This is a genomic window from Rhodoblastus acidophilus (assembly GCF_025961575.1).
Taxonomy (GTDB): Bacteria; Pseudomonadota; Alphaproteobacteria; order Rhizobiales; family Beijerinckiaceae; genus Rhodoblastus; species Rhodoblastus acidophilus_C.
Genome location: NZ_JAOQNX010000001.1, coordinates 71,269 through 97,948, shown reverse-complemented (window position 1 = coordinate 97,948; position 26,680 = coordinate 71,269). Strand labels below are relative to the sequence as shown.

Genomic DNA, 26,680 nt, shown 5'->3' with positions numbered 1-26,680 from the left:
TTCTTTACGCGCACGCCATGGCGTGGGCTTGGGCGAGATCGTCGAGGAAGGCGCGCCAGGCTTGCCGCTTTTGCTGCTCGTCCTGGAGGCGCAGCAGATAGGCTGGGTGGGTTGTCGTCAGAATGCGGCTTTCCCCCAAGTCCAAAATCTTGCCTCGGCTGTCGCACACCGAAAAACTTTGGCCGGTCAGGGCGCGTAGCGCCGATGCGCCCATGGCGACGATGAGTTTTGGCCGCACCTGCTCGATTTCGCGATGCAGCCACCAGGAACAAATGTCGATTTCGCCGGCGCTCGGCTTGGCGTGGATGCGGCGCTGGCCCTTGAGCGTGAATTTGAAATGTTTGACCGCATTGGTGACGTAGATCGTTTTGCGGTCGCAGCCGATGCGGCGCAGGGCCTCGTCGAAAATCTTGCCGGCCGGGCCGACCAGCGGGGCGCCGCAAAGGTCTTCGTGGTCGCCCGGTTGCTCCGCGACGATCATCAGCGCGGCGTTGCTTGGCCCGGCGCCGCAGACGACCTGCGTCGCCTCGCGGTGCAGGGGGCATTTTTCGCAGGACGCGAGTTGCGCCCGCAGGTCGGCGAGGCCGGTTGCGGTCGTTTGGGCGCGCGCGGGGGCGCGCGCGACACGCGGCGCGGTGGGCGGCGCGGCGATCATCGTCTGGGCGCGGGTCTGTGCGGCGCGGGCGAGCGCCGGGATCGCCTGGGCTTCGGGCAGGTTACGCCAGAATTTTTTCGGCAGATGCGATTGCATCACGGCGAGATTGAGCCGCGCCGGATTGAAGATCGCGGCGTAATAGGTGCGCCAGTCCTCGTCGCGGGCGTCCTCCGCCGGGACATCGCGGCGGCTGCCGCCGGGCGCGAAGCGGATTTCGCCGTCGTAATGCGCGGACAGATCGGGCGTCACGATCGACCAGCGCATGTCGGCGAAGCGGTGGACGAAAAAATCGGCATTGGCGCGCAGGGTGAAATGGCCGGGTTCGTACCAGGCGATGAAGCGCGCGCCGTAGCCGTCGGGGATTTCGCGAAAGCGCACCAGCGCGCGCATTTTGTGGATGTCGCGCCGCACCTCGCCTTCGAGTTTTCGTAAAGAGCAAAGGTCGGACTCCGCGGGATTGTCGAGCCAGGCTTTGTCCCCGTCCGTGCGCCACAACGCGCGATAAACCAGCGCAAAGCGATGGGCGGCGCGGTGCAGCAGGGCTGCGGCGAACAATTTTTCGCCGCGCCATTTTGCCCGCGGCGCCGGAATGGCGGCGCCGAAGAGATCGGCGGAGTCGCCTACGCTCCAGGACACGTGCTCTGGCGAAATTCCTTCCGCGAGCAGGGCGGCGGCATGTTCGAAAAAGGCGTCGGCATCGTCGGGGCGCTCCAGCGCGATCACGCGCATGAAAACAGCTCCAGCTGCCGCGGCGGCGGCCGCAGCTTCTGCTTCAAGCCTTCTGAATCCAGCGTCGAACCCGGGGACCAGTCGGGCGTGGTGATGAAGGGCAGGATCTTTCGCAAACTGCTGGCGAGACGCGAAATGTCATCAAGGCGCAGCGCGCCGTGGCGGCGCGCCGCGATCACCCGATCGGCGACGCGCACGCCGAGGCCGGGAATGCGCAGCAGCATTTCGCGGGGGGCGCGGTTGATGTCGACCGGGAACAGCGCGCGGTTCTTCAACGCCCAGCTTGTCTTCGGATCGAGATCGAGGTCGAGCATGCCGTCGTCGGTCGCCTCGGCCAGCTCCTCAATGTCAAAACCGTAGTTTCTCAGCAGCCAGTCGGCCTGATAGAGCCGGTGCTCGCGCTGCAGCGGCGGCGCGCGCACGGGCAGGACGGCGGAGGCGTCGGGAATCGGCGAAAAGGCGGAGTAATAGACCCGGCGCAGGCGATAGCCGCCATAAAGCGCGGCGCTGGTGCGCAGGATCGTGGCGTCGTCGGCGGAATCGGCGCCGACGATCATCTGCGTCGACTGGCCGGTGGCGAACCGTTTTTTACGCACAGTCTTGTCGTGCGCGTGGTCGTCGATCTCGCCGCGAATGGTCGCCATGCTCTTGCGGATCGTGGACAGGCGCTTTTCCGGCGCCAGCGCCTTCAGGCTCGCCTCTTGCGGCAGCTCGACATTGACTGAGAGGCGGTCGGCGAGTTCGCCCGCGCGCGAAATCAGCGCGGGGTCGGCGTCGGCGATGGTCTTCAGATGAATGTAGCCGTGAAAGGCGTGGTCCTCGCGCAGCAGCCGCGCGGTCTCAATCAATTGTTCCATCGTGGCGTCGGGCGAGCGTATGATCCCGGACGACAGGAACAGGCCTTCGATGTAATTGCGCCGATAAAAGTCCACGGTGAGCTGTGCGGCTTCGGCGGGCGTGAATCGGGCGCGGCGCACATTGGACGACACGCGGTTCACGCAGAACGCGCAATCGTACATGCAATAATTGGTCAGCAGAATTTTCAGCAGCGAAACGCAGCGGCCGTCCGGCGTGAAGGAATGGCAGATGCCGGCGCCGGTGACGGAGCCCACGCCCTTGCCCATTCCCAGGGAATCGCGCCTCTGGCCGCCGCTCGAGGCGCAGGAGGCGTCATATTTGGCGGCGTCGGCGAGTATGGCGAGCTTTTGGCGGAGGTCGAGACGCATGGCGACATGTTCGCCAAACGTTCTCTTTCTGTCAAGCGGAGCCGTCCGCTACTTCAGCTCGAAACTGACGAGCTGATAGAGGCCGCCAAAAAAGGTGCGGCGCTCGAAATTGGCGATTTTCGCGCCAGCCGGCAGGAACTCGCGGAGGTCGTGCATCCAGACTTCGAGCGCGAAAGGCTCGAGCACGGAGAGGATCGGCGCGAACAGGTAGCGCATCGGGTTCCAGGCGGCGGGGCGGGCATATTCGATGATCACGACGCGGCCGCCGGGCCGCACCACGCGCAGCGTCTCGGCGAGTGTGCGCCGCCGCCACTCCTCGGGCATTTCGTGGAGCAGGAAGAACAGCACGGCGCGATCGAAGCGGGCGTCGGCAAAGGTCAGCGCGGCCGAATCCATCGTCGCCAGGCGCACCGGCGCGTTGGGGGCGAGCTTCTGCTTCAGGTTCTCGAGCTGGATCGGCAGCACGTCGATCACATCGACTTCGCCCTTGCCGGCGGCGGCGCGCGCGGCGAGCGCGGGGGTGAAATCGCCATAGGCGCTGGCGACCTGCAGCGTCGAACCGGGCAGGATCGCGCCGAGCTTGTCGAGCGCGGCGTCGCGCAACTGATTATAATTGCCCCAGAGGATAGCGTCGACGAGCCATTGCCGTTCGAAGAACCACACGGCCTTCGGGTGCACATAGGCCCACCAATAATGTTTGGTGAGATAGGCGGGAATTTTGCCCGCGCCTTCGGAAAGGTCTGCAGATTGGCGCGCCGGCGCTTGTGCGGGGGCTGCGGCGGGGCGGTCGGTTCGGAGAGCGGCAGCAGGCTCGATCTCGGTCGAACCATTTCCGTTTAACAGCACTTGGACATCCTTGGCGCGCGTGTGATCCAGATGAGACAATCCCGTAACGGAGGCGTCCCCCGAGCGCCCTGCGGCCTGCCTTATAAAATGAACGCGGCGGTTTGCGCAACCGCCGCGTCTTGTTTTCGCTTACTTGGCGGCGACGCCGCCGAGCTCCGTCCAGTCCTTCGCCAGCTGGGCGCCGAGCAGAGGCTTGGGCGCGCCCTGGTGACAGGTCATGCAGTAGAGCTTCGGACCGTCGCCCGTCGGTCCCAGGCGGTCCTTCGGCCATTCGGCCTGCAGGGGCGCCAGGAAGTTGGCGTTGAGGTCCTTGACCATGTTGATGCCCTGCCACGCGTTGACGCGGAGCGGGTTGCCCTCCGACCAGCTCCAGAACACACGCGAGCTGTGGCAGTAGGTGCAGTTGACGCCGAGCCCGTAGGAGATCGCCATCATCAACGAGTAGGTCTTCTCGGTGGTCTGGATCGAGGGGCCGGGGCCGGCGACCAGAGCGTTCAGCTGCTGGAAGCGGACCGGTTCCTTGCCGTCGAGAATGCCGGCGAACGGCACCGTGGTCATGGCCGTATAGCCGTTGGCCGCGCCGGCGGGGTGACCGAAGCCGCGGTTGTTGGTGGCCGCGCCCGCAGTCGCCGGAGCCGGGTTGTACCAGACGCCCTTCGGCACCGGTTGACCGCGGTGGCAGGTGTAGCAGGTCACGCCCGTCTGCAGGACGTGAGGCTGCCAATCCTTGTTGATGTGCCGGGTCATCTTGATCATCTGCCGGGCGACTCTCTTCTGATAGAGCGAGTCGTCGGCGAGATTGTCAGGGTTGTGGCAGGTGTTGCAGCCGTTGTCGCCGCCCACCCAGGCCGCAAAGCCCAGCATGACGCGATCAAGCTGCGCGGCGCTGAGGTCCGTCAGAACTTGCACGTTCTTGTAGACTTCGGTCGCCTTCTTGCCGCCGGCTTCCGCCGGATCGATCGCGTCGGGCAGGGCGTTGGCCGCCTTGCGCAGCGCGTCGGTCTTGACGGTCGACATTTCACCCACAGACAGGCCGCGGAAGCCGGTCTGGACGGTATGGACCTTGTGGAGGTTCCACCCCGGAGTGAAGATCAGCGCTGTGCCGATCAGCGCGGTGGCGACGCCACCGAGGAGCAGAGCAGTGGTTTTCATTGCGGGACTCCCGTCGCTGCCGGGTCAACTGTCGCCGGGAAGACATGCGGGTAGGCCGGGGCGATGTTGTGCTGAACAGCCCAGAGATACCAGTTGTCGACCACGGTGCCGGAGAGCAGGATGCCGATGCCGCCGGTCAGCGGGCACAGAACCGCACACCACCAGCCCCAGCGATGGATGGATTCCATGGAGGCGTTGTAGCCCATGGTCCAGCGCCAGAACAAAGCAGCGCGTTCCGCAGCCGTGCCGCGATAGACGATCTGCTCCACCTCACGCTCGCCGCCGTACCGACCGACCGACAGGATCGTCGCGCCATGCATGGCGAACAGCAGAGCCGCGCCGTACAGGAACGCAATCGAGAGCATGTGGAAGGGGTTGTAGTACAGGTTGCCGTAGCGCAGGGAGAAGGCCGCGGTCCAGTCCAGGTGCGGGAAGATGCCGAACGGAACGCCCTCGCTGAACCGGCCGAGAAGCAGAGGCTGGAAGAAGCCCATGCACAGGAACAGCCAGATCGCCGACAGGAACGCCCAGGCCATGTGCGTGCTGAGGCCCAGTTGAACCGCGCGGCGGTAAACGCGCGCCGTCCAGAGCAGCATGGACATGGTCAGGAAGAAGCCCGCCATCAGCCACCAACCGCCTTCCGCCAGCGGCGGGAAAGCCTTGATGCCGTGTTTGGGCAGCGGGGGTTCAAGGGCCAGCCACGGGAGCTGGCGCATGAACTCGATCGGACTCCAATGCACGGAAGCGAGCATGTTGAGGCCGATGATTTCGATCGCGATGAATCCGCAGAGCACCGAAGCGATGCCGAGGCCACCGAGATAGATCGGACCGATCTGCGCATTGCCGATGAAGCCGGCCCAATAGGACAGGATCGGCGTGCCAAAGCGCTCGCGCGCCAGGTTGGCGTCGCCCACGCCCTCGCCCGTCTCCGGGTGTTTGGGCTGGACTTGCACTTGAGTGAAGACGTTCTCGTAAAAAGCCACGTGCGCCTCCTAGACGTTAGCGCCAAATCGGCAGGTTGAGCCACCAATTCCACCATTCGGGCCAACCCTTGGTCCAGAACGGGCCGCTGATCAGGATGCAGATCGCGCTCCAGAAGGCGGCGGAAACGGCCAGGAACATGCCGAGGCGGTGGATGCCGAGGGTGCCGATGGAATAGCCGACGACGTCGCGGAAGAACCAGTCTTCGTACTCGGTCTGACGCACCTTCACTCCCTTGCGCGGGTTGGCGGCCGACACGATCACGGCGCCATGCATCGCGAGAGCAAGGCAGTTCGTGAAGAAGAAGGTGATCGCCAGCATATGCGCCGGGTTATAATGGAAGTGCAGGTACTGATAGCCCGTGTTGGACACCCAATCGAGGTGACTGAGAATGCCATACGGGAATCCGTAGCCCCAGGCGCCCATCAGGACCGGACGGAACACGACCAGGGTCGTGTAGGCGAAGATCGCGAAGCCGAAGGCGATCGGAACATGATAGCCGATGCCGAGCTTGCGACAGATTTCCACCTCGCGGAGAGCCCAGGAGCCAAAGGCGCCGAGCGCGCAGACGGTGACGATCTGCCAGATGCCGCCCTCTTTCAGAGGCGCCAGTCCCAGGCCGTATTTGAGGTCTGGAGGCGCGATGTTGATTTGCAGAATGTTCCAGACGTGATCCATCGCCGTCCCGTAGGCGATCATGGAAACACCCAGGACGGTGAAGATCAGCGTGGTGACGCCAAAGAACCCGACGTAGAAGGGTCCGACCCAGAAGTCGAACAGGTCTCCGCCTAGGAGCGTGCCGCCCCGCACGCGGTATTTTTTTTCAAAGTTGAGCATCGCCATGGCCGGCGCTCCCCAAACGACGTGAAGGTTTCAGAGTGCGGACGGACGCTTAAGCGCCCGTCCGCGCCGCGGGCGATTCCCGCTGATCGAATGCTCAGCCGAGCGAGACGGAGGTCTCGATCGCGGCCCGAACCGCCGGCTTGCCTTCCAGCCAGTTGAAGCGGTCGGTGCTGAGGCAGATGAAGTGAATGATCAGACCGAGCACGAACAGGAAAGCCGAGAGGGCGACCAGGGTGCGGCGGGGATCGAAGAGCAGCCAAAGTTTGTACATGTTGAGCTTCTCCTCTTAGCCGATCATCGAAACAGCGGCGGTGACGCTGTCGAGCAGAGCCCAGCCCTTCGGGCCAGGGATCCACGGACGCCACGCCCAAGCGAGAACGTGCGCGAGAACAGCGATCACGATAAAAGCCGTGAAGCTGGAGACGAACAAGGCGTGGAATTCCTTGGCCTCCGCATCCGACACTCCGGACAGGGATGATCTGTCTTCGGCCATTTTTGACCTCCTTACAGGTTACCGCGTACGCCTTACGCGGCCCATAATTCGTCGAGACTCGTTAGAGGCTCGACTGGCGTTCCTGACGGTTGTCCCGTCTGGATGACTGCAACATCGACTTCGCCATATGGGCGTACGACGTTGCGATTGACGCTTGAGAACGCGCATCCGCGAGCCAGGACCGGCTCCTCGGCGCCGCGCAGTTCCGATCTGTGAATAACCAGGTGAAGGCCGCCTTCAAGGCGCCAGCCGTCACCAGAACAGCGAGCAGAAATCCGCCGAACAAACGCCAGGCGAGATCGTACTCGTTTCTTGCAGTGACCGTGTTGATCGCCATTTTCATGGACCGTCTCCAACTGGTGCGAGCCTAAGCCTTACGGCATCAGTTCGCGAGTTCCTTTGCGCGTTCGAGGCGCGACAAATTGACCTGCGTCTCGCCTGCGCGCCGAGCTTCCCGTTCCGCGGCGTCGCGCAAGCGCTTCGCCGCCGAAATACGCGCCACCAGCGGCGCGGCTTCGACGAGTTCGTCGAGGCGGGCTTTCGCCTCGGCGCTCCATTCGAGTTCGCGATGCAGGCGGGACGGCGTCGCATCGACGCGGTCCATGTCGCTCGCGAGCGGCAGGATGTGGAACAATGCGTCAAACAGCGCATTGCAGACTTCCTGCACGAGATAGGTGGCGCCGGAATAGCCCATGAAGGGCGTGCCGGTGTGCCGCCGAATGACCGTTCCGGGGAACGAAGCCGGGATGTAGGCGGCGCGCGATCCGGCGTCGGCCAGATACATGCGCTCGTTATAGCTGCCGAACACGACCAGCGGCGGACGCGCTTTCAGCTGGTCGCGCAGCGCGGCGTTGTCGGTCTTCTCGCCGGGCTTGCGCGCCACCGCGAAAGAGCAGGGCAGGCCGAGCTCGTCGCCCAAAAACTTCTTCACGCCGCGCGCGTAGGTTTCGTTGGCGGCGATGCCGAACGAGGCGGTGGCGAAAAAGTCCTGCGTCACCGAGCGCCACAGATCCCAGATCGGCTTCAGCGTCGTATGGCGCTCGCGCTCGATGAAGGGCTCGGGGTCAAGGCCGGTGAGCTGGCCGAGCGCGCGCAAAAATTTGGTGGTCGCATGCATGCCGATCGGGGCTTGCAGATACGGCTTGTCCAAGGCTTCGCAGAGCGCGCGGCCGAACTCGCGATACATGCAGATGTTGACATCGGCCTGCGCGAGTTTGGGAATGTCGTTGAGATGCGTCCCGAGCGGGAACACCAGATTGACTTCGGCGCCGACGCCTTCGACCAGCCGGATGATTTCGGCGAGGTCGGACGGCATGTTGAACACGCCGTAGCTCGGGCCAATGATGTTGATTTTCGGCTTGGCGCCTTCCGCTTTGGCTTTCGCCTTCACGGCTTTCGCTTTCTTGACGCCGTACTCGTTCCACAGCCACAGCAGCGCGCGATTGGCGCATTGCCACTGGTCCTCGTCGATCGTGCGCGGCAGGAAGCGTTGCAGACCCGAACCTTCCGGCGTGACGCCGCCGCCGATCATCTCGGCGATCGAGCCGGTGACGACGACGCTCGGCTGTTTCGGATCGAGCGTTTTATGCGCACGCGACATCGCGGCTTCGGTGCCGTGCTGGCCGAGTTCGGCTTCGCCCAGGCCGGTGACGACGATGGGAAGTTCTTCCGGAGGCAGCGCGTCGGTGTAATGCAGCACCGAAGTGATCGGCAGGTTCTGGCAGCCGACGGGGCCGTCGATGACGACTTGCAACCCCTTCACCGCGGTGAAGACGTAGACGGCGCCCCAATAGCCGCCGGCGCGATCATGGTCGAGCACGAACATCAGCGCGCCTCCTTCTTGATGGAGGGCCAGATGCCGCCGGTCGCGCCTTCGCCGACGCCGGCGAAGAAATCCGTCATCTCGGTGAAGCGGGCGCGATTGCCGATGGCGGCGTTGAGCGTCGCGGCGACCGAACCCGCGCCGGCCGCGCCCATCAGCGGACGCGCCGAAATCAGGTTCGTAAAATAGAGGCCGGGAGTCGAGCGGCTCTTCGCCGCCTGGACCACCGGCGTCGTGCCAATGGCGAGGTCCGGCTGGTATTCGTCCATGGCGGCGACGTCGTCTTCCATAGTGGCGCGGAAGCGGACTTCGACGCCCTTGGATTCCAGCCATTCGCGGTCGCGCTCGGACCAGGGCGTGCGCGGCGTCGCGGTGCCGACATAGCGCAGATCCGCGCCGCTTTCGACCAGCAGGCGCGCGGCGATCAGTTCGGAGCCTTCATAGCCCGACAGCGTGATGCGGCCCTTGATCGGCGCGCCGGCGAGGGCGCCGCGAATCGCGGGGAGCAGGGCGGCCTTGGCGGCGTCGAGTTTTTCCGCGCTGACATTGCAAACCCTGGCGACGTCGTCGAGCCAGTCGGCGGTTCCGTCGACGCCCACCGGCGCCGAGCCGATGATCGGACGTCCCGCGTTTTCGAATTCGCGGATCGAGGCGGTGTAATGCGGATGGATCGCGGCGACGGCGGCGCAGTCGAGAGCGCCATAGAGTTCGCGCCATTCGCGGGTCGGAACGACCGGGCCGACGGCGAGGCCGAGCGGCTTCAACATGCCGCCGATCTGGATGGGATCGACCGGGAACATTTCGCCGAGCAGCGTGATGGTTGGTTCTTGCGCACGCGGGGTGCGCGGCGCCTGCACCGGGCCTTGTTCGGCTTCCTGACGGGCGTAGGCCAGCATCGCGCCGGCAAGCACGTCCTTGGCTTCCGCATGCGTGGGGACGCCGAAGCCGGGCACGTCAATGCCGATGATGCGCACGCCGTTGATCTCGCGCGGCAGCAGCCGCAGCGGCACGCCCGACGCCGTGGGAACGCAGAGGTTGATCACCACGACCGCGTCGACTTTTTCGGGATCGGCGAGGGTGTGGACGGATTCGCGAATGTCCTCGAACAGCTTTCCGGTGACCAGCGTTTCCGAATCGAACGGGACATAGCCGACCGAGCGGCGCGCGCCGTAAAAATGCGAGATGAAGGTCAGGCCGTAGACGCAGCAGGCCGAGCCCGACAGCACGGTCGCGGTGCGGCGCATGCGCAGGCCGACGCGCAGCGACCCGAAGGCCGGGCACATGCTCTGCGGCTGGTCGTGCGGGCCGGCGGGATAGTCCTTGGCGTAGCGGGCGAGGGTCTCGCCGGCGCCGGATTTGCGCGCAGCTTCCTGCATCACTTCGCGACCGGCGTGGCAGCCCAGTCCATCCACGCCGACAGCGCCGGCCGCGCGGGGCGCGTCGTTCGCATTGGGCGTGTTGGGGGTGTCGAGCGTCATGGCCATTACTCGTCGTACACGACTTCAAGGGAAGGCTTGGCGACACGCGACGTGCCGAACAGGTCTTCCGCGGTGGCGGGCTCGAGGACGTAATCGCGGCCGACCGCATCGCTCTTGAACAGCGACAGCAGTTCGTCCTGGGAGAGGGGCTTGGGGCGGTTCGGGATCGAATCCGCCACGGCCGAGGCCAAAGTCTCGAACAGGGGGCCCCAGCGGCCATCGGGCTTGCCGATGATTTGATAGGCCGCGCTCTTGCGGCGGATGTCTTCGTCGGCCGGGATTTCGGCGAGGATCGGAATGCCCGCCGCCTTGGCGAAGGCCTGGGCCTCGCCGGTGCCGTCGTCCTTGTTGATCACCAGACCGCCGACGCCGACATTGCCGCCGAGCTTGCGGAAATATTCGACCGCCGAGCAGACGTTGTTGACGACGTAAAGCGATTGCAGGTCGTTCGAGCCGACCAGGATCACCTTCTGGCACATGTCGCGGGCGATCGGCAGGCCGAAGCCGCCGCAGACCACGTCGCCGAGGAAGTCGAGCAGGACGAAATCAAAACCCCACTCGTGGAAGCCGAGTTTTTCCAGCGTTTCGAAACCATGGATGATGCCGCGTCCGCCGCAACCGCGACCGACCTCGGGGCCGCCCAGCTCCATGGCGTAGACGCCATCGCGCTTGAAGCAGATGTCGCCGATTTCGACATTCTCGCCGGCGGCCTTCTTGCGCGACGCCGTCTCGATGATGGTCGGGCAGGCCTTGCCGCCGAACAGCAGCGAGGTGGTGTCGCTCTTGGGATCGCAGCCGATCAGGAGGACTTTTTTGCCCTGCTGCGCCATCATGTAGGACAGGTTGGCGAGCGTAAAACTTTTGCCGATGCCGCCCTTGCCGTAGATCGCGATGATCTGCGTGGCCTTCTTGCCAGGGGTCGTCACGGTTTCACCATTCATTTCGGCCTCGCTCAGGAAACTGATCATAACGCGCTCCAGTCGAGGACCATTTTGACGCAAGCCGGATCTTCGAAAGCGACGGGATAGGCTTCCGCAGCCTCGCGCGCATTCCGCTTGTGGGTAATCAAACCGTCGAGCGACAGCTTGCCGCTTTCGACGAGGGCGACCGTCGCGCCGAGATCGCCAGGCGCCCATTGCGCCGAAATTCTGAACTCCGCTTCGCGCATGAAAGCCGGCGGGAAGGCGAAATTGATCGCGTCGTAAAAACCGGCGAGCGTGATGCGGCCGCGCGGCGCCAGACGCTGGATCAGCGAATCCAGAACTTTGGTGTCGCCGCTCACATCGACGATGTGCTTGTAGTCGCGGCGGGGATCGGCGTCGGGCGCGAGCACCGTGTAGCCCTGCGCGCCCGTGGCGCGGATCGGGTTGGTTTCCCAAACCATCGGCGCGACGCCGCGCGCAACCAGAATGCGGGCGATCAGGCGGCCCAGGGCGCCGTGACCGACGACAAGCGCTTCGCCGGCAGCGTCGGCGACATTGACCGCGTGGAGGGCGGTGGCGGCGAGCGCCAGCAGCACGCCGCGTTCGCCGAGCGCGGGATCGATTTGGGCGGTGCGAGCGCCAGCGACGACAAGGCGCGAAGCCGTGCCGCCATGAACCGAACTCACCTTGCCGAAGCAATGCGCGCCGGGAACGAACACATTGGCGCCGACGGCAAGGCCGGAGTACGGGCCGGCCTGGATGACGCGGCCAACCGATTCGTAGCCGGGAACAAGCGGATAGCCCATTCCCGGGAAGGTCGGCATGCGCCCCGTATACAGCAGCTTTTCGGTGCCGGCGCTGACGCCGGACCAAAGGGTCTCCACGACGACATCGGCCGGCCCCGGCTCGTCGAGGACGAGCGACGCCAATGAAAGGCGTCGAGGCTCTTCCATGACAACGGCGACGGTTTCCATGTGCCGGAGACCCCTAGTGTTTCTCTCTTGAACGTAGCGGGCGTCAGATTAATCCGACAGTCCAATCCGTCAAGTAAAATTTACACGCGCTGCGCGACGAGAATGCTGGCCAGCATCGGACGACGCGATTCCAGCGGACGAATGTCGGCAAAGCCGGCCGCCGTCAGCAAATCCGTGAGTTCCTTCACGGAACGCCCGCGTCCCCGACCCATGGCGAGCAGGTAGAAGTTGAAATAGGCGTCGGCGACGCGATCGGCGCCGCGGCCGCCCGCCATGGGCTCGGCGATCAGCAGGGTGGCGCCGGGCTCGGTCGCCGCATGGATTTTCGCCAGCAGCGCGCGGACCTGGTCGTCGTCGTGATCGTGCAGGATGCGGATCAGCGACACCACCGAGGAGCCCTGCGGCAGCGGATCCTTGAAGAAGTCGCCCTCAAGCACGTTGACCCGCGACAACATGCCGCGAGTCTGCAGGGCGACGCGGGCGCGCGCCGCGACCGGCGGCAGGTCCATCATCGTGACTTCGATCTGCGGCGCGAATTCGCCGAGCGCCGCCGCGAACACGCCTTCGCCGCCGCCGAGGTCGAGCCAGCTGCGCGGCGTCGAGGGCTGGAAGGCGTCGAGAATGTCGTCGGCGATCAGGGTCTGCGACTGCGACATCAGCTCGCTGTAGCGGGCATAGGTCTCCGGCGGCGCGGCGTCTTCGCCCGGCTTGGCGTAGGGCCAGAAGCCCGACAGCTCGGTCTGCGCCTTGCCTTTCAGCAATTCGACGGGATCGGTGAGATCCTTGTAGAGCAGGGCGTGGTGTTCGACGAAGGCGGCGATGGCGGGATTGGCGAGCATGGCCGCGCCGAGTTCGCCGAGCGTGTAGCGCTCGCCTTCAAGCTCGTCGGTGAGCTTCAGGCTGGTGGTGGCGCGCAGCAGACGCTGGGTGGCGTCGACGGACAGGCCGAGGTCTTCCGCCAGCGCGGCCGTCGAGCGCGGCCCGCCGGACAATTTGGTGAACAGGTCGAGGCGGACGCTGGCGAGCAGAATCTGCGAATAGACGAAACCCGAGCACAGATCGAACAGGGCGTTGGACTGCCGCTCCGCCAGCAGACGGGTCAGCGGGAAGCTGGCGGCCCATTTCTGGAATGACGGATTCGAAATCAGCAGATTGCGGCCCTGCCGCAGGATTTCCCCGACGGACACAGGTCCGACGGGGGCGGGTAGATTGGTTCCGGACATTTTTTAGGCCGCGTATTGCTCGAGTTGGGAAGGAAACAGCTGCCGGGTCTGCGCGCGGATGATGACGCGCAACTGCTCGGCGCCGGGGCAGTCGGGGATGGAGGCGGCGGCGGCGTCGGCGAGGTCGGTGAGACGCTGCTTGGCGCCGCCGATGCCGAGTTGCGCGGCGGCGTTCGGACGGGCGCGACGCTCGTCCTGGTGCGCGGGCTTGCCGAGCTCTTCGGCGTCGCACAGCAGGTCGCGCAGGTCGTCGGCGACCTGATAGGCTTCGCCAATATAGTCGCCCAGAGCGCGCCACGCCTCGGGGTCCTGGCCCGCGGCGGCGGCGCCGGCCAGCGTGGCGCCGGCGAACAGGGCGCCGGTCTTGGCGCGCTGGTAGTCGACCAGCGAAATCGTCTCTTCGGATTCCCAGGCCTGTCCAGCGATAATGCCGCTTGGCGCGCCGACCGATTGCGAGACGATGTTGATCATCTGCACGAGTTGCCGCGCATCGGCGGAGAAGGCGCGGGCGATGGTCTCGTAGGCGAGCACGATCAGAGCGTCGCCGGTGAGAACGGCCAGGGGTTCGCCAAATTCGACGTGCACAGTCGGCTTGCCGCGGCGAATCGGGGCGTCGTCAAAAGTCGGGAGGTCGTCATGGACCAGCGAGGCGCAATGCATCAGCTCGATGGCGGCGGCGGCCGCGTCGGTGTGCGCCGGATTGGGGTCGCCGCAGGCCATGGCCACGGCGAGAACGATTTGTGGGCGGATGCGATGGCCGCCGGGAAACACGGCGTGACGCATCGCTGAGGCAAGCTTCGGCGGGCATTTCGGACCCGAGGCCGCGTTCAGGGCCGCCTCCAGAGCCATTTCGACGCGCTCCATATGCATACCCGCCTCCGTGACCTTTTCAATAGACACCCAAAGTGTAATCGAATATTGACAGCTTTTAGCATCGCGTCAATCCTTTTCGCGCTCAGCTTCGGGAGGATCATGGCTTCTAGGCCGAGAGTGGCGGTCGTCGGCGCGGGGGTCGGCGGTCTGGTCGCGGCGATGGTTTTGGCCGCGCGCGGGGTTGAGACCCTTGTTGTCGAAGCGGGCGACGCGCCCGGCGGAAAGCTGCGCGCCGTCGAGGTTCTGGGCCAGAGCATCGATGTCGGGCCCACCGTCTTCACCTTGCGTGATGTTTTCGACGGGCTTTTTGCGGAATGCGGCGGCGTCCTCGATGAGCATCTGACGCTGGCCCGGGCCGAGCGTCTGGCCCGGCATTTCTGGACGGACGGCTCGCAGCTCGACCTGTTTCCCGATGTCGAGGCCAATGTCGCGGCGATCGAAGCTTTCGCCGGGGCGCGGGAGGCCGAGGGCTACCGGGTATTTGCCGCGCGCGCGGCAAAAATCCGCAACACGCTCGACGCCCCTTTTATGCGCGCCTCGCGGCCGAGTCTCTGGGCGCTGAACCGGCGCATCGGCTTGCGGCGCTGGCGCGATATTCTGGCGATTTCGCCGTACAGAAGCCTTTGGGGCGCGCTGGGATCGCACTTCCGCGATCCCCGGTTGCGACAATTGTTCGCACGCTACTCGACCTATTGCGGCTCCTCGCCCTTCGCGGCGCCGGCGACCCTGATGCTGGTCTCGGATGTCGAGCGCGAGGGCGTGTGGTTCGTCGAGGGCGGCATGATCCGGCTCGCCCAGGCGCTGGCCGGATTCGCCGAAACGCTCGGCGCGCGCTTTCTTTACGGGGCCTCCGTCGAGCGCATTCTGGTCGAGAGCGGCCGGGCCTGCGGGGTGGTCACCAGCGATGGCGAACGCTTCGACGCCGACGCCGTGCTGTTTAACGGCGATGTCTCCGCCTTGCCGCGGCTCGGGCCGGAGGCCGGGCGCGCCGCCAATCCCATCCCCGAAGGCCGGCGCTCGCTTTCGGCCGTGACTTTTGCCGGCGTTGGCGCCATTGATGCTTCCCTCATTCATCACAACGTGTTTTTCGGCGACGATTACGCCGGAGAATTCGATGCAATATTCAAACGCGGGCGGACGCCGGCGCGGCCCACCGTCTATGTCTGCGCCAGCGATCGCGACAGCGGCGCCGTCGGCGGGAGCGAGCGTTTGTTCTGCCTGGTGAACGCGCCGCCCGACGGGCCCCGTTCGCTGGGCGCTGGGGAGATCGAAGAATGCGAAATGGCGGCGATGGACATCATGCGGGCGTGCGGGGCCAGACTCACCTGGACGGAGCGCGTGGTGACGAGCCCGGCGCAATTCGCGACGCGGTTTCCGGCGACGGGGGGCTCGCTCTACGGGGTGGCGACGCACGGCTGGAGGGCGTCGTTCCTGAGGCCGGGAGCGCGCTCGCGCCTGCCGGGGCTCTATCTGGCGGGGGGCGGGATTCATCCGGGACCGGGTGTGCCGATGGCGGCGCTGTCGGGCCGGCAGGCGGCGCTGGCGACGCTGGCGGATCTCGCGCCGAAACGTCTGGCGGACCCGGTTTCGACGCGCCGGTCGCGCCCGGCGGCTATGTCTGGTGGTACGTCGACGCCTTTAGCGACGACGGAAAACAAGGACTGACCATCATCGCCTTCGTCGGCAGCGTGTTTTCCCCCTATTACGCCTGGGACGGACGCCGCGCGCCGGAAGAACATTGCGCCATCAATGTCGCGCTCTACGGCTCGCCCGCGCGCTGGGCGATGACCGAGCGCGGCGCCGACGCTTTGGCGCGCACCGCCGACACGTTCGCGGTCGGGCCGAGCGCGCTGCGCTGGGACGGCAACGGCCTCGACATCGACATCAACGAGGTCTGCGCGCCCTGGCCGCGCCGGCTGGTCGGCCATGTGCGCCTCGACATCGAAACCTTGAACACCCGCGCCTTCGAGCTGGAATCCGTCGGGCGTCATTTCTGGCGGCCGATCGCGCCGCTGGCGCGGGTGAGCGTCGCCATGTCGCAGCCGGACGTCAAATGGCGGGGCCACGCTTATTTCGACACCAATCGCGGCGCCGAGCCGTTGGAGACCGGGTTCAAGGAATGGCATTGGTCGCGCGCGCGGCTGCATGACCGGGCGCGGGTGTTTTATGACGCGGAAAAACGCCGCGGCGGCCACACCGCGCTCAGCCTGGAATTCGACGCCAAGGGCGGATTGTTCGAACGGCCGGCGCCGGATTTCGTCAGCCTGCCGCAATCGGCCTGGCGTTTGCCGCGCGTGACCCGCAGCGCCAAATCGGCGCGGCTGATCGCCACGCTCGAGGACGCGCCGTTCTATTCACGCTCGCAGATCGCCCATGATATTGATGGCGAGGAGGCGGTCTCCGTGCACGAGAGCCTCGATCTCGATCGCTTCGCCAAGCCGGTGGTCAAGGCGATGCTGCCGTTCCGCATGCCGCGCGCAAAGGGGCCGGCGCCGAAGATTGGCTTAGGGCGGAAGAAGTAGGGGGCGCTTGGCCTCGCCGGATGCGAGCGTGGGGCCGTCAATGAACGGAATCGAGCGTTTGGTCAGGGACTAACCCCTCATCCGGCCGCTTTGCGGCCACCTTCTCCCGCAAGGGGAGAAGGAAGCGTTCCGACGATCCGTGTTTAGGCGAGCTTAATCCCCGGCGGCGGCGGCCTTGGCGGGCTGGGGCGCTTGTGTGGCGGCCTCCAGCCGCGCCTCGCGCTCCGCGAGTTCGGCGAAGCGCTTGTCCAGCTCTTCCCGCTGCTCCTTCATTTCCGCGCGCAGCTCGGCGATGGATTTCGCGTCTTCCGACTCGCGCGAGGCGAGCTCGGCTTCCGCCTGCGCTTCGCGCGCCTTGTCCTCGCGGATGGTCCGCTTGATGCTCACGAGCTGCCAGATCAAAAAACCCAAGAAAAGCCCGAATGGAAACAGCATTTCCATCATGGCGATCATTTCACCGGACATCAGCGCACCATCTGTTCGGCGCGGTCCATGCGCTCCAGACGCTCGAACATTTCGAGCACTCTCAGCGCACGGGTCCGCAGGTTAACGGGGGCGAAATCGGGCGCGGGCTCGCGCTCGACCGCTTCCACAAGGAACGCGGTTTCGGGAAGCGGCGGCGCCTCGAGGACCGGCTGCGGCGCAATGGCGCGCGCGCTGGCCTCGGCCAGCAGAGCGAGCTTGCGACGGTGGCCGACATAGGCGCGCGTCGTCACGGAATCATGGCCGCGCCGCTCGACCTCGCGGCCGATCTCGCAATAGATCAGCGCCGCCGACAGGATGGCCGGGCGGCAGGCGAGCGGCAGCCGCGCCACGCCCTCGCGCGAGCGTTCGTAGAGCGCATCGGCCTCGGCGAGCAGCCGGGCGACGACGCTTTTCAGCGCCGGGGACGGTTCGGGCTTGGCCAGGAAGGCTTCGGGGTCGACGCCGGCTTCCGCGAGCCAGTCGAGCGGCAGATAGAGCCGCCCGGCGCGCGCGTCCTCGCCGACATCGCGGGCGATATTGGTGAGTTGCATGGCGACGCCGAGGTCGCAGGCCCGCGCCAAAGCGGCGGGGTCGCGCACGCGCATGAGCAGCGTCATCATCACCCCGACCGTCGAAGCCACGCGCGCGGAATAGGCGCGCAGCTCCGAAAAGGTCGCGGGCATGCGGCCTTCGCTGTCCCACGCAAAACCGTCGATCAGCGCGAACGGAACTTCGGGCGGGATGTAATAGTCGCGCACCACGTCGGAAAAGGCGCGATCCGCCGGATGGTCCTCCGGATCGCCCGCATAGATGCGGGTGAGCCGCTGGCGCAGACGTTCGACGGCCGCCTTCTTGGCCTCGACCTCGTCGACGGCGTCGTCGGCGAGCCGGCAGAAGGCGTAGAGGCCGAAGGCCGGGCGGCGCACCGATTCCGGCAGCAGCCAGGAGGCGGAGTAAAAGCTCTTGGAGCCGCCGCGGATCGCCTCCTTGTTGATGGCGTGGTCGGCCTCGCTCGCCAGCGGCCGGTCAGACGAACGCGGAAGCATCGGGCGCCACCTTGTCGAGAACGCGGGCCGACGACAGCACGCCCGGAAGGCCCGCGCCCGGATGGACGCCGGCGCCGACCAGGAACAGGTTGGCGATGTCCTCGCTCATATTGTGCGGACGGAAAGCGGCGCTTTGCGTCAGGATCGGCTCCAGCCCAAAACCCTCGCCGTGGATGGCGTTGAGGCGGTCGCGGAAATCGAGCGGGGTCGCCACCCGCGACGCCACAATGTGCTTGCTGAGATTGGGGAGAATGTTTTCCTCCAGCCAGGTCTCGATGCGCTTGCGGTAGCCCTCGGCCTCGATCGTCCATTCCTGGCCGCCCTGGAGATTGGGCACCGGCGACAGCACATAAAAGGCGTCGCATCCCTTCGGCGCCACCGACGGGTCGGTCGCGGTGGGGCGGTGCAGATAGAGGCTGAAATCCTCCGCCAGCACCTTTCTGCGGAAAATGTCGTTGAGCAGCTCCTTGTAGCGCGGCCCCATCAGAATGGTGTGATGGCCGATGTCGTCATAGCGGCGGTTGGTGCCAAAATACCAGACGAACAGGCCCATCGAATATTTCTGGCGCTGCAGCCGCGCGTCCGTCCAGGTCTTGCGATGGTGCGGGGGAATCAGGCTGCGATAGGTGTAGGCGGAATCGGCGTTGGAGACGACGATGTCGGCGCGCAGCCGCTCGCCATTGGCCAGCTCGACGCCCACGGCGCGGCCGCTCTCGATCACGATGCGCTTGACGTCGGCGCCATAGCGGATTTCACCGCCCTGGCCCGCGATCAGTTTGGCCAGGCCGCGCGCCAGCGCGCCGGTGCCGCCGATGGCGGAATGCACGCCAAAGCTTTTTTCGAGATAGGCGATCAGGCAATAGACCGACGAGACCCGGAAGGGGTCGCCGCCGATCAGCAGCGGATGGTAGCTGAAAATGTTGCGCAGCCGCTCATTGCGGAAGAATTGCGAGACCATCCCATAGACGCTGCGATAGCCTTGCAGGCGCAGGAGGTCGGGCGCGATGCGCACCATGTCCAGAATCGAATTGAAGGGCTCGTCGCCGAGCTTTTCGAAGCCGATGCGATAGATCTGCTCGCTCATCGCCATGAAGGCGTCGAAATTCTTGCCTTCGCCGGGCGAGAACCGCTCGACCTCCTCGCGCATCGCGGCGCGGTCGCCTTGATAGGTGAAGGTCTGGCCGTCGTGGAAGCGGATCTTGTAATAGGGCTTCATCTCGCGCAGCTCGACGTCATCCGACATCTTTTTGCCGCACAGCGCCCACAGCTCCTCGAAGAGGAAGGGGGCGGTGACGATGGTCGGGCCGGCGTCGAAGGTGAAGCCGTCGATCTTGTGCTGGTAGGCGCGCCCGCCGGGGGCGTCGAGGCGCTCCAGCACCTTCACCGCATAGCCGCGGGCGCCGAGACGGATCGCGGCGGCCAGACCGCCAAAACCGGAGCCGATCACAAGCGCGACGGGCTTACGCTGACTCGAGACGCTGGTCATTTTCTATTCCTGAACCGTCAACATAAGCTGACACTAGCTGCGACAATTCACGAGAACAAGGCTATTCTTGGCCCTGTTCCGCGTGGGTTGCGGACACGAGACTCCAGGCGTCGAGAATCGCCGCGCAGACGCCGCGCGGGTCTTCCTCGTGGACGATGTGGCCGCCCTGGAAGTGCACCAATTTTGGATTGGGAAGCAGACGGGCGACCCTGTTGGCCTGCCGGGGACGAATATATCCGTCCTTGTCGCCGATGATCAGCAGCGTCGGGATCATGATGCGGCGGAGATCGTCGGGAACGCGCGTCAAATCCCAGTTCGACACCATCTGGATCGCCGCGGAGCAATGGGCGGGCGAGGTGAACAGGCGGGTGTAGAGGTCGAGGCCGTGGTCCTCGATTTTCGAGCCCATGTCCCGGATCAGCGTGGCGATCTGGGCGCGGTTGGCGGTCCAGGCGAACAGCCGTCCGGCGAGCGGGTTCATATGGACGAGACGCGCCAGCATCGGAAAGATGTGGCCGGCGACGCCCTCGAAGGGGAAGAAGGCCCCGTTGATGCAGACGAACAGGTTTGGCGTCAGCCGCCGCTCGGCGATCAGCCGTCCCAGGATCACCGCGCCGGCGGAATGGCCGATCACCAGTTGCGGCTGGCAGTCGAGTTTGGCCAGCATGGCTTCGAGCGCCTGGGACTGGCCCTTGAGCGTCATGTCCAGCTTGCCGTCGGGCCGCGTGAAGGCGTGGCCCGGCAGGTCGGGGGCGACCACGTGAAAATTCTGGGCGAGCAGCGGCCCGAGGTGGCGCCAGGAATGGTTTGCGCCCGCGGCGCCGTGGACGAGCAGCGCGGTCGGCGCTGCTCCGGCTTTCTGGCCATAGTCCTGGACATGCCAGCGATGGCCGCCGGCGCGAACGAACCGACTCGACTCGCGCAGCGGCCAATCCGCTCCGTCGATGTCGAAGTCGAGCGGGTTCATTGCGGCAGCGCTCCTCTTACGACGGCGTTGATCACCGCCGCATCGGCGCGCGGCAGTTTGACGTAGCGCCCCAGCATCGCGCCCGCCAATTGGCGCACCGGCGCGTCGGGGCCGGAGCCGCCGCCCTGCGTGGTGTCGATGCAGAGCACCGAGAATTGCGCGGCGGCGATGCGCTTGGCGGCGTCGATCGCATCCTCCATGGCGCGCGGGCGGCCCGAGCCGCCGTCGCGACAGATGTTGGCGCGCCCGTCCGTCATCAAGACGATCAGCGGGGTCTGGCCTTTGCGGCGGGCCTGGTCGGCGACCGCGGCTGCGACATCGAGACCGGCCGCCACCGGGGTGCCGCCGCCGCCGGGCAGGCCGGTGAGCGCGCGTTTCGCCCGCGCCGTGGAGCGGGTGGGCGGCAGCACGATTTCGCCGGCCCGGCCGCGAAACGCGACCAGCGCGATATTGTCGCGGCGCGCGTAGCAATCGGCGAGCAGCATTTCGATGGCGCCCTTGACCTCGGCGAGGCGGGTCATGGCCAGCGAACCCGAGGCGTCCACGACAAAGATGGTGGTCGCGCCCTTTTTCTGGCGATGGCGGCGGATGCGAAAATCTTCGGGCTTGACGATGACCCGGCGCGAATTCTGTTCCTCGGGCTTGAGGCGCAGTTTTCGCCAGGGGGCGGCGGCGCGCAGGGTCGCGACCAGGGCCAGACGGCCCTTGGACAGCGAGCCTGGACGGGCGTCGAGCGGCCGGCCGCGTTGCAGCGAATAGATTTCCTCGCCCGACTTGCCGTCCTTGGCGCTGGAGCGGCGGTTTCTTGGCGCGCCAGCGGCCAGCGCCGCCAGAAGGCCCGGGGGCAAAGCGGCGCGCACGGCTTCGAGAATTTGTTCTTCCAGCTCGCGCGGCGTGTTGTCCTCGCCCTTTTGCTCCGGCGGCTCGTCCGGGGGCGTTTCCTCTTCCGGCGGGGGTGGCGGCGGCTCCTCGGACTCCTGGTCCTCGGGCGGCGCCGGCATTCTTGTCGCGCGCGGGCCAAGGACGAGGGTCGCGGCGAGTTCGATATCGTCGCGCTCGACCTTGGTTTCGCCGCGCAGCGCCGCGAGGGCGCGGGCGGCGCGCAGCGCGAACAGCACGCCGCGCGGCGAATCCACGCCGAATTGGAAGGCGGTGGCGACCAGGATTTCGATGACCTTGTCGTCGCTCTCGACGCTGGGCAGGAGTTTGCGCGCGGCTTCGAAATCTTCCGGGGTCAGCGCGGGCGGCTCGATGTCGCGCCAGCCCACATGTTCGAGATCGATCCAGAAGCCGAGGCGCTCGGCGAGCGCGGCGGGCGTCGCTTCATCCTCCTGGCCTTCGTCCAGCGCGATGACGCCGACGCGGGCGGGCAGGATGGCGGAGAGGCCGTCGCGTTGCAGCGCGACTTCGCCGCTGTCGAGCGCCTGCGACAGGCGCGCGGCGACGCCGACGGAAATGCGCTCGGCCATGGCCATGGCGATGACGCCGCCATGCGAGGCGGCGAGCACGCCGGTTTCCGCAATGGGTTTTCCCGCGCGAAGCGTGGCGGCGACGTCGAGGCCGCCGATCAGGCGGTCGTCGGCGATGTCGGCCGGGGCGCGCGACAGGCGCATCGGCGCCAGCGCGCCGGCGACGCGGGTCATCAGCTCGTCGCGCGCGGGACCGGCGCCGGCGCGCACCAGCAGGCCGGAGCCGAGCGGATCCACGGCGAAGACGGCGGCGGCGAGGCTTGCCCGCCGCCAGGGCGTCGAGACCGCGTCCGACACGCTCATTTTGCGAAGACCTCCTCGACCGCGCGCGCGACGCGGGTCGACGAACCGGAATCGTCGAGCGGGTTGCGGCGCAGGCGATGGCTCAGCACCATCGGCGCGATGCGCTTCAGCTCGGCGTCGCCGACCACCTTGACGTCTTCCAGCGCGGCATAGGCGCGGGCGGCGCGGATCAGGGTGAGTTCGCCGCGCAGACCGTCGGAGCCCAGCGTCAGGCACAGGCGCGTGGCGCGCTCCAGCACGGAATCCGGCACTTCCACATCGGCGACTCGTTCGCGCGCATGGGTGATTTTTGTCCGCAACTTCTTTTCCGCGCCGGCCCATTGCTTATGAAAAGCTTCGGGGTCGCGATCATAGGCGTCGCGGCGGCGGATGACCTCCATGCGGGTCGGGACGTCCTGCGGGGTGCGGACTTCCAGCGCCAGACCGAAACGGTCGAGCATTTGCGGGCGCAACTCGCCTTCTTCCGGATTGCCCGAGCCGATCAGCACGAAGCGCGCGGGATGGCTGAGCGACAGGCCTTCGCGCTCGACGAGATTGACGCCGGAAGCGGCGACGTCGAGCAGCAGGTCGACGAGATGGTCTTCGAGCAGGTTGACTTCGTCGATGTAGAGGAAGCCGCGGTTGGCGCGGGCGAGCAGGCCGGGTTCAAAATGCTTTTCACCGGCGGCCAGGGCGCGTTCGAGGTTGAGCGCGCCGACGACGCGGTCTTCGGTCGCGCCGAGCGGCAGGTCGACGACCGGCGCGCTGCGCATCTCGGTCTTCTGCTTGCCGCCGCCATTGCAGGCGCCGCAGAGCTTGGCCTGTTTGTCCGGCGCGCAATTGTAGGGACAGCCGGAGACCACCTTGATTTTCGGAAGCAGGGCGGCGAGCGCGCGCACCGCGGTGGATTTGCCGGTGCCGCGGTCGCCGAAGGCGAGCACGCCGCCCACGGAGGGGTCGGTCGCGGCGATCATGAATGCGAGCCGCATATCGTCCTGACCGACGATCGCGGAGAAGGGGAAAGGATTGACCATGTTTTTGCAGAGCCCTGTTCGGGGAGCTATATGTCACTCCAGAGTGACGCTTGGCAATTGATTTCCATCAAGACAAGTTGACACATCTGAGCGTTTGCCGGCGACATTACGCCGCGCAGTTCTCGATCGCCGCCAGCAGGCGGTCGCGATCCAGATGACGTCCGACCGCGACAATGCGCGGCTCCTGCGGGCGGCGCGGCGTGAACGGAGTCATGCGCGCGCGGCTGCCGCTGATCTCGAAGGCGATCCAATGGGCGCGGGTGCGCATCGCGCCCTTGACCTCCTCGACCTCGCCGAAGGCGCCGGCGGCGACGAGTTCGAGCACCTGCGCGACATGGCGGGCGTCGCAAATGTTGGGCAGGCGCGCGGTCCAGCTTTCCTCGCGCTCGGCGAAATTTTCCAGCGCCACCAGTTCGCCCTCGATCAGGCCGGAAAAATCCTCGCGGCGCGAGATCGGGCCCCAGAGCGCGTTGGCGTTGAGCGGGGCGACAAGAAACCAATGTTCGGCGACGGCCAGCGCCATCAGCGTGCCCAGCATGGTGTAGCCGGTCGCCTCGAACGGGGTCGTGGCGTTGGTGGCCGCCCAGGTCAGCCAGACCGTGATCACCGTCGAGATCGTCACCGAGAACGGGAAGAACATGTTCATGGGACGGCGGGTCATGTAGCTGGCGAGATAGCGCAGATGATCGGGGATCATCTCCTCGCCGAGATTGGGCACGCCGAAGAATACGTTGAGCTTGGCGCTGGTGTGCATCCACCACAGAGTGGCGTAGGTCCAGAAGCCGAGCTGGTTGGGCTGGTTGTGGGTCAGGCCGAGCAGCACCACGGCGCCGATGAGGGCGAACAGTTCGTGGTAGAGGCCGGTGCGGGCGCCGGCGATGAACCGGGCGAGGCCGCGCAGGTCGGGCGGGCAGGGCTCGCGCTCGGGGCCGGTGATATAGCCCATGTAGAAGCTCATGATCTGCCAGCCCCAGCAGATCAGGCCATAGGAAAAGGCGCCATAGGCGGAGCCGACGCTCAAATGGTCGGAGGTGGCGACCAGCCCCCACAAAGCGACGGCGACGAGGATCGTGGCCGCGCCCATCGTGTAGGGAAACGTGTTTTTCGGCAGGCTGTCGAGATAGAAGATGATGCCGGTGGAGCCCCACCATAGCGCAAGCGTCGCGAGAATCGGCAGACCGAAATCGTGCAAGTTCGCCGCTCCTTACAAGGCTGGCTCGGGAGGGAGTCTGTCCAGGCGCCGGTTTGGCGCCGGGCTCAAGTGGAAAGGCGAAAATCGCGACGAGGTCAAGGGGCTTTTGTCGCCGGGAACAGCTTGGCGAAGAATTCGACCTGGGTCGCGCCGAAGGCGTCGAGGTCGACGCGCCGCCCCGTGGTCTCGTCGGTCAGGGAAACCGTGCCATTGGCCCAGCGGGTCAGCGTGAACGGGGTCTCGGCGCCGATGTCGGAGCGGTTGCGGGCGCGCACCAGCCCGCGCAACGTGCTGCGCAAAAAGCCGTTGGCGCCGGGCGCGACCGTTTCGATCACCGCGCCATTCGCCGCGTTCTTGATCTGAATGCCGCCGTCGGGCTGGTCGAGGAAATAAAGGCGCAGGGTCTGATAGGCTTGCGCCGCGGGCATGCGGACCACGCCGGTTTCGGTGGAGCGCCCGTAAAAAGTCACGGCCAGGGCGAAGACCATCAACGCCCCCGCCGCGATCAGTACGCCACGCGGAATGTTCTGGTCGTGATGACCGCGATTTCCGCCTTGCGCGGTCCCACTCATACCAAACTCCTCCTCGCTTCAGGCCGTGGCCGGAAGCTCCGCGCCGTCTTCGCTGGCCGGCGCCGCGTCGTCCTGCTGCGCCTGTTCGAGCGCGGCTTTCAGGGCTTGGCCCAGAGTTTCCGCGACATCCCGGGCTTCCGGCACAGACCGCAGGGTCGGTTCGGGCTTGACGAACCGCCAGGGGCGCGTGCTCGGCCAGAGCGCAATATAGGCGACATGCTGGCCTTCGGCCAGAGTGATCGAGACGTCGCCGGTTTCATCGCCGAAAACGCGGACGTTGGCGGCGACAATCTTGGCGAAGGGGAGATTGATGAAGATTTGCAGGGCGATGCCGCTTTTGATGATCAGGCGGCGATCGGTGATGACATAGAGCGTGGTGCGCGCCGAGAGCCAGGCGAGCAGGCCGAGAATGGCGAGGGCCAGGACGCCGAGGGCCAGCGTGCCGAGACCGGCGACGAGAGCGGCGTTGGTTCCTTCGGACAGCGCGGACAGCGAGGCCCACGCAATGGCGAGCGCGAACCAGGCGATCACCCAGTCCGCGCGATAGGCTCGCCGCCAGAGACTTTTGGTCTCTGGACGGCCGAACCAGAGGACCCGCTCCCCGGGCGGAATATCCGAGGGGAGCAGCTTCTCGAGGTTGACTAGCTTCAAAGGATGGGCTCCGCCCGATCCGGGGTGGCGTAGAGGGTGCCGGCGCCGTAATAGGCGGCGACCTTCTCTTCTTCCTGCATGGTGATCGAGTCCGAGGACTTGATGCGCGGCACGCCGGCGAAGTCCTTGGCGGTCAGCGCGTTGATCTTGACGATCTTCTTGCCGCGGTAGACGTCGACGAAGCACACGGGCGCGAGGACCACGCCGCCGGTGTCGAGAGACAGTTCAAAATAACGGACCTGGCTCTCGCCGCGGTCGACCCACAGGTCCTTGACCGTGCCGGCGGACTTGCCGTCGGCGGCGATGACCTTGAAGCCGACCGGGCTCTTCTGCTCCGCCGGGACGGCGAAGTGGGTGGCGACGCGCAGCGGCGCGACCAGGTTCTGACCTTCGAGGGTCTTGGCCGGGACGTCCGGACGGACGTTCCAGGAGCCCGGGCCGACGCCGGCCGCCAACGGGTTGCCCTTCGGCTCGATCGGAGCGCCGGGGAAGAGTTCGACCTGCACGCCGTTCACCGGACGCTCGTCGCCCTTGCAGTTGGGCGCCAGGACGTTGGTGCCGTCAGGCATGGCGAAGGTCTTCGGCTCCGGGATGTAGAGGAAGCCGCGATCCTTCATCTTGCCGGTGGCGTCGTTGACCAGCGGATAGCCTTCGCGGCGATCTTCCTGGCGAAGATACCAAACCAGAATTCCGAAGAATATCCAGAATCCCCAAATTGCTAATTGCGCCACATCGAGATGGCCTAGTGCGCTCGCGTGAACCATGGCATGCCTCCG

At 66.1% G+C, this 26,680-nt stretch carries 27 protein-coding genes; 2 read left to right on the top strand and 25 right to left on the bottom strand.

Annotated elements, in window-relative coordinates; translation table 11 throughout:
• Window positions 1-4: 4 nt before the first annotated feature.
• The 15 genes from M2320_RS00430 to M2320_RS00360 all read right to left on the bottom strand — a co-directional run bounded on the left by M2320_RS00430 (window position 5) and on the right by M2320_RS00360 (window position 14,215).
• Window positions 5-1,384: a UdgX family uracil-DNA binding protein gene (locus M2320_RS00430; RefSeq protein ID WP_264595609.1), complete on the bottom strand. Its 1,380-nt coding sequence runs from the start codon at window positions 1,382-1,384 to the stop codon at window positions 5-7.
• A complete protein-coding gene (locus M2320_RS00425) occupies window positions 1,375-2,610 on the bottom strand; it encodes a putative DNA modification/repair radical SAM protein (protein WP_264595608.1) in 1,236 nt (411 codons plus the stop codon). Before M2320_RS00425 ends, M2320_RS00430 begins: the two co-directional genes overlap by 10 nt.
• Before the next feature lie 48 nt (window positions 2,611-2,658).
• Complete coding sequence (gene rquA / locus M2320_RS00420; RefSeq protein WP_264595607.1) at window positions 2,659-3,456, bottom strand: rhodoquinone biosynthesis methyltransferase RquA; 798 nt, start codon at window positions 3,454-3,456, stop codon at window positions 2,659-2,661.
• A 129-nt stretch (window positions 3,457-3,585) separates the two neighbouring features.
• Window positions 3,586-4,608 carry a photosynthetic reaction center cytochrome PufC gene (pufC, locus tag M2320_RS00415; RefSeq protein WP_184425980.1) on the bottom strand — a complete coding sequence of 341 codons (1,023 nt, stop codon included), beginning with the start codon at window positions 4,606-4,608 and terminating at the stop codon, window positions 3,586-3,588.
• Window positions 4,605-5,591, bottom strand: a complete 987-nt coding sequence (gene pufM, locus M2320_RS00410) for a photosynthetic reaction center subunit M (protein WP_184425979.1) — start codon at window positions 5,589-5,591, stop codon at window positions 4,605-4,607. The genes pufC and pufM overlap by 4 nt, the downstream gene beginning before the upstream one ends.
• Window positions 5,592-5,607: 16 nt before the next feature.
• Window positions 5,608-6,432 (bottom strand): photosynthetic reaction center subunit L, encoded by an 825-nt coding sequence (gene pufL, locus M2320_RS00405; protein ID WP_184425977.1) that lies wholly within the window; start codon window positions 6,430-6,432, stop codon window positions 5,608-5,610.
• Window positions 6,433-6,526: 94 nt separating this feature from the next.
• Window positions 6,527-6,703, bottom strand: coding sequence for a light-harvesting antenna LH1, alpha subunit (gene pufA, locus M2320_RS00400; protein WP_155444650.1), 177 nt, complete (start codon window positions 6,701-6,703; stop codon window positions 6,527-6,529).
• A gap of 15 nt (window positions 6,704-6,718) precedes the next feature.
• Window positions 6,719-6,925 carry a light-harvesting antenna LH1, beta subunit gene (gene pufB / locus M2320_RS00395; RefSeq protein WP_184425975.1) on the bottom strand — a complete coding sequence of 69 codons (207 nt, stop codon included), beginning with the start codon at window positions 6,923-6,925 and terminating at the stop codon, window positions 6,719-6,721.
• 61 nt (window positions 6,926-6,986) lie between these two features.
• Window positions 6,987-7,268, bottom strand: a complete 282-nt coding sequence (locus M2320_RS00390) for a hypothetical protein (protein WP_184425973.1) — start codon at window positions 7,266-7,268, stop codon at window positions 6,987-6,989.
• A gap of 39 nt (window positions 7,269-7,307) precedes the next feature.
• The gene (bchZ, locus tag M2320_RS00385; protein WP_264595606.1) at window positions 7,308-8,750 is read right to left on the bottom strand and encodes a chlorophyllide a reductase subunit Z; all 1,443 of its coding nucleotides are present in this window, start codon (window positions 8,748-8,750) and stop codon (window positions 7,308-7,310) included.
• Complete coding sequence (gene bchY, locus M2320_RS00380; RefSeq protein WP_425540639.1) at window positions 8,750-10,231, bottom strand: chlorophyllide a reductase subunit Y; 1,482 nt, start codon at window positions 10,229-10,231, stop codon at window positions 8,750-8,752. The genes bchZ and bchY overlap by 1 nt, the downstream gene beginning before the upstream one ends.
• Window positions 10,231-11,193, bottom strand: coding sequence for a chlorophyllide a reductase iron protein subunit X (locus M2320_RS00375; protein ID WP_264595604.1), 963 nt, complete (start codon window positions 11,191-11,193; stop codon window positions 10,231-10,233). The genes bchY and M2320_RS00375 overlap by 1 nt, the downstream gene beginning before the upstream one ends.
• Entirely contained in the window at window positions 11,190-12,122 is a 933-nt protein-coding gene (gene bchC / locus M2320_RS00370) for a chlorophyll synthesis pathway protein BchC (protein ID WP_264595603.1), read from the bottom strand. The genes M2320_RS00375 and bchC overlap by 4 nt, the downstream gene beginning before the upstream one ends.
• Before the next feature lie 80 nt (window positions 12,123-12,202).
• Window positions 12,203-13,345 carry an acetylserotonin O-methyltransferase gene (locus M2320_RS00365; RefSeq protein WP_264595602.1) on the bottom strand — a complete coding sequence of 381 codons (1,143 nt, stop codon included), beginning with the start codon at window positions 13,343-13,345 and terminating at the stop codon, window positions 12,203-12,205.
• Between the two features lie 3 nt (window positions 13,346-13,348).
• On the bottom strand, window positions 13,349-14,215 hold the full coding sequence (locus M2320_RS00360) for a polyprenyl synthetase family protein (RefSeq protein WP_264595601.1): 867 nt from the start codon (window positions 14,213-14,215) through the stop codon (window positions 13,349-13,351).
• A 102-nt stretch (window positions 14,216-14,317) separates the two neighbouring features.
• On the opposite strand from M2320_RS00360, the gene crtD reads away from it, so the two are divergent.
• A complete protein-coding gene (gene crtD, locus M2320_RS00355) occupies window positions 14,318-15,883 on the top strand; it encodes a 1-hydroxycarotenoid 3,4-desaturase CrtD (RefSeq protein ID WP_264595600.1) in 1,566 nt (521 codons plus the stop codon).
• A gap of 23 nt (window positions 15,884-15,906) precedes the next feature.
• Window positions 15,907-16,740, top strand: coding sequence for a hypothetical protein (locus M2320_RS00350; RefSeq protein ID WP_264595599.1), 834 nt, complete (start codon window positions 15,907-15,909; stop codon window positions 16,738-16,740).
• A 153-nt stretch (window positions 16,741-16,893) separates the two neighbouring features.
• Here the strand turns inward: M2320_RS00350 and M2320_RS00345 are convergent, their stop codons facing one another.
• The 10 genes from M2320_RS00345 to puhA all read right to left on the bottom strand — a co-directional run bounded on the left by M2320_RS00345 (window position 16,894) and on the right by puhA (window position 26,668).
• Window positions 16,894-17,205, bottom strand: a complete 312-nt coding sequence (locus M2320_RS00345; protein ID WP_264595598.1) for a hypothetical protein — start codon at window positions 17,203-17,205, stop codon at window positions 16,894-16,896.
• Window positions 17,205-18,251, bottom strand: coding sequence for a phytoene/squalene synthase family protein (locus M2320_RS00340; protein ID WP_264595597.1), 1,047 nt, complete (start codon window positions 18,249-18,251; stop codon window positions 17,205-17,207). The genes M2320_RS00345 and M2320_RS00340 overlap by 1 nt, the downstream gene beginning before the upstream one ends.
• The gene (locus tag M2320_RS00335; protein WP_264595596.1) at window positions 18,232-19,737 is read right to left on the bottom strand and encodes a phytoene desaturase; all 1,506 of its coding nucleotides are present in this window, start codon (window positions 19,735-19,737) and stop codon (window positions 18,232-18,234) included. The genes M2320_RS00340 and M2320_RS00335 overlap by 20 nt, the downstream gene beginning before the upstream one ends.
• 61 nt (window positions 19,738-19,798) lie before the next feature.
• Entirely contained in the window at window positions 19,799-20,704 is a 906-nt protein-coding gene (bchO, locus tag M2320_RS00330; RefSeq protein ID WP_264595595.1) for an alpha/beta fold hydrolase BchO, read from the bottom strand.
• Window positions 20,701-22,476, bottom strand: a complete 1,776-nt coding sequence (locus tag M2320_RS00325; RefSeq protein ID WP_184425949.1) for a magnesium chelatase subunit D — start codon at window positions 22,474-22,476, stop codon at window positions 20,701-20,703. Before M2320_RS00325 ends, bchO begins: the two co-directional genes overlap by 4 nt.
• Complete coding sequence (gene bchI, locus M2320_RS00320; RefSeq protein WP_184425947.1) at window positions 22,473-23,489, bottom strand: magnesium chelatase ATPase subunit I; 1,017 nt, start codon at window positions 23,487-23,489, stop codon at window positions 22,473-22,475. The genes M2320_RS00325 and bchI overlap by 4 nt, the downstream gene beginning before the upstream one ends.
• Before the next feature lie 106 nt (window positions 23,490-23,595).
• On the bottom strand, window positions 23,596-24,681 hold the full coding sequence (gene puhE, locus M2320_RS00315) for a putative photosynthetic complex assembly protein PuhE (RefSeq protein WP_184425945.1): 1,086 nt from the start codon (window positions 24,679-24,681) through the stop codon (window positions 23,596-23,598).
• A 95-nt stretch (window positions 24,682-24,776) separates the two neighbouring features.
• Window positions 24,777-25,253 (bottom strand): photosynthetic complex assembly protein PuhC, encoded by a 477-nt coding sequence (gene puhC, locus M2320_RS00310; RefSeq protein WP_264595594.1) that lies wholly within the window; start codon window positions 25,251-25,253, stop codon window positions 24,777-24,779.
• Between the two features lie 18 nt (window positions 25,254-25,271).
• Window positions 25,272-25,904 carry a photosynthetic complex putative assembly protein PuhB gene (gene puhB / locus M2320_RS00305; protein WP_264595593.1) on the bottom strand — a complete coding sequence of 211 codons (633 nt, stop codon included), beginning with the start codon at window positions 25,902-25,904 and terminating at the stop codon, window positions 25,272-25,274.
• The gene (puhA, locus tag M2320_RS00300) at window positions 25,901-26,668 is read right to left on the bottom strand and encodes a photosynthetic reaction center subunit H (RefSeq protein WP_184425939.1); all 768 of its coding nucleotides are present in this window, start codon (window positions 26,666-26,668) and stop codon (window positions 25,901-25,903) included. Before puhA ends, puhB begins: the two co-directional genes overlap by 4 nt.
• Window positions 26,669-26,680: the final 12 nt, after the last annotated feature.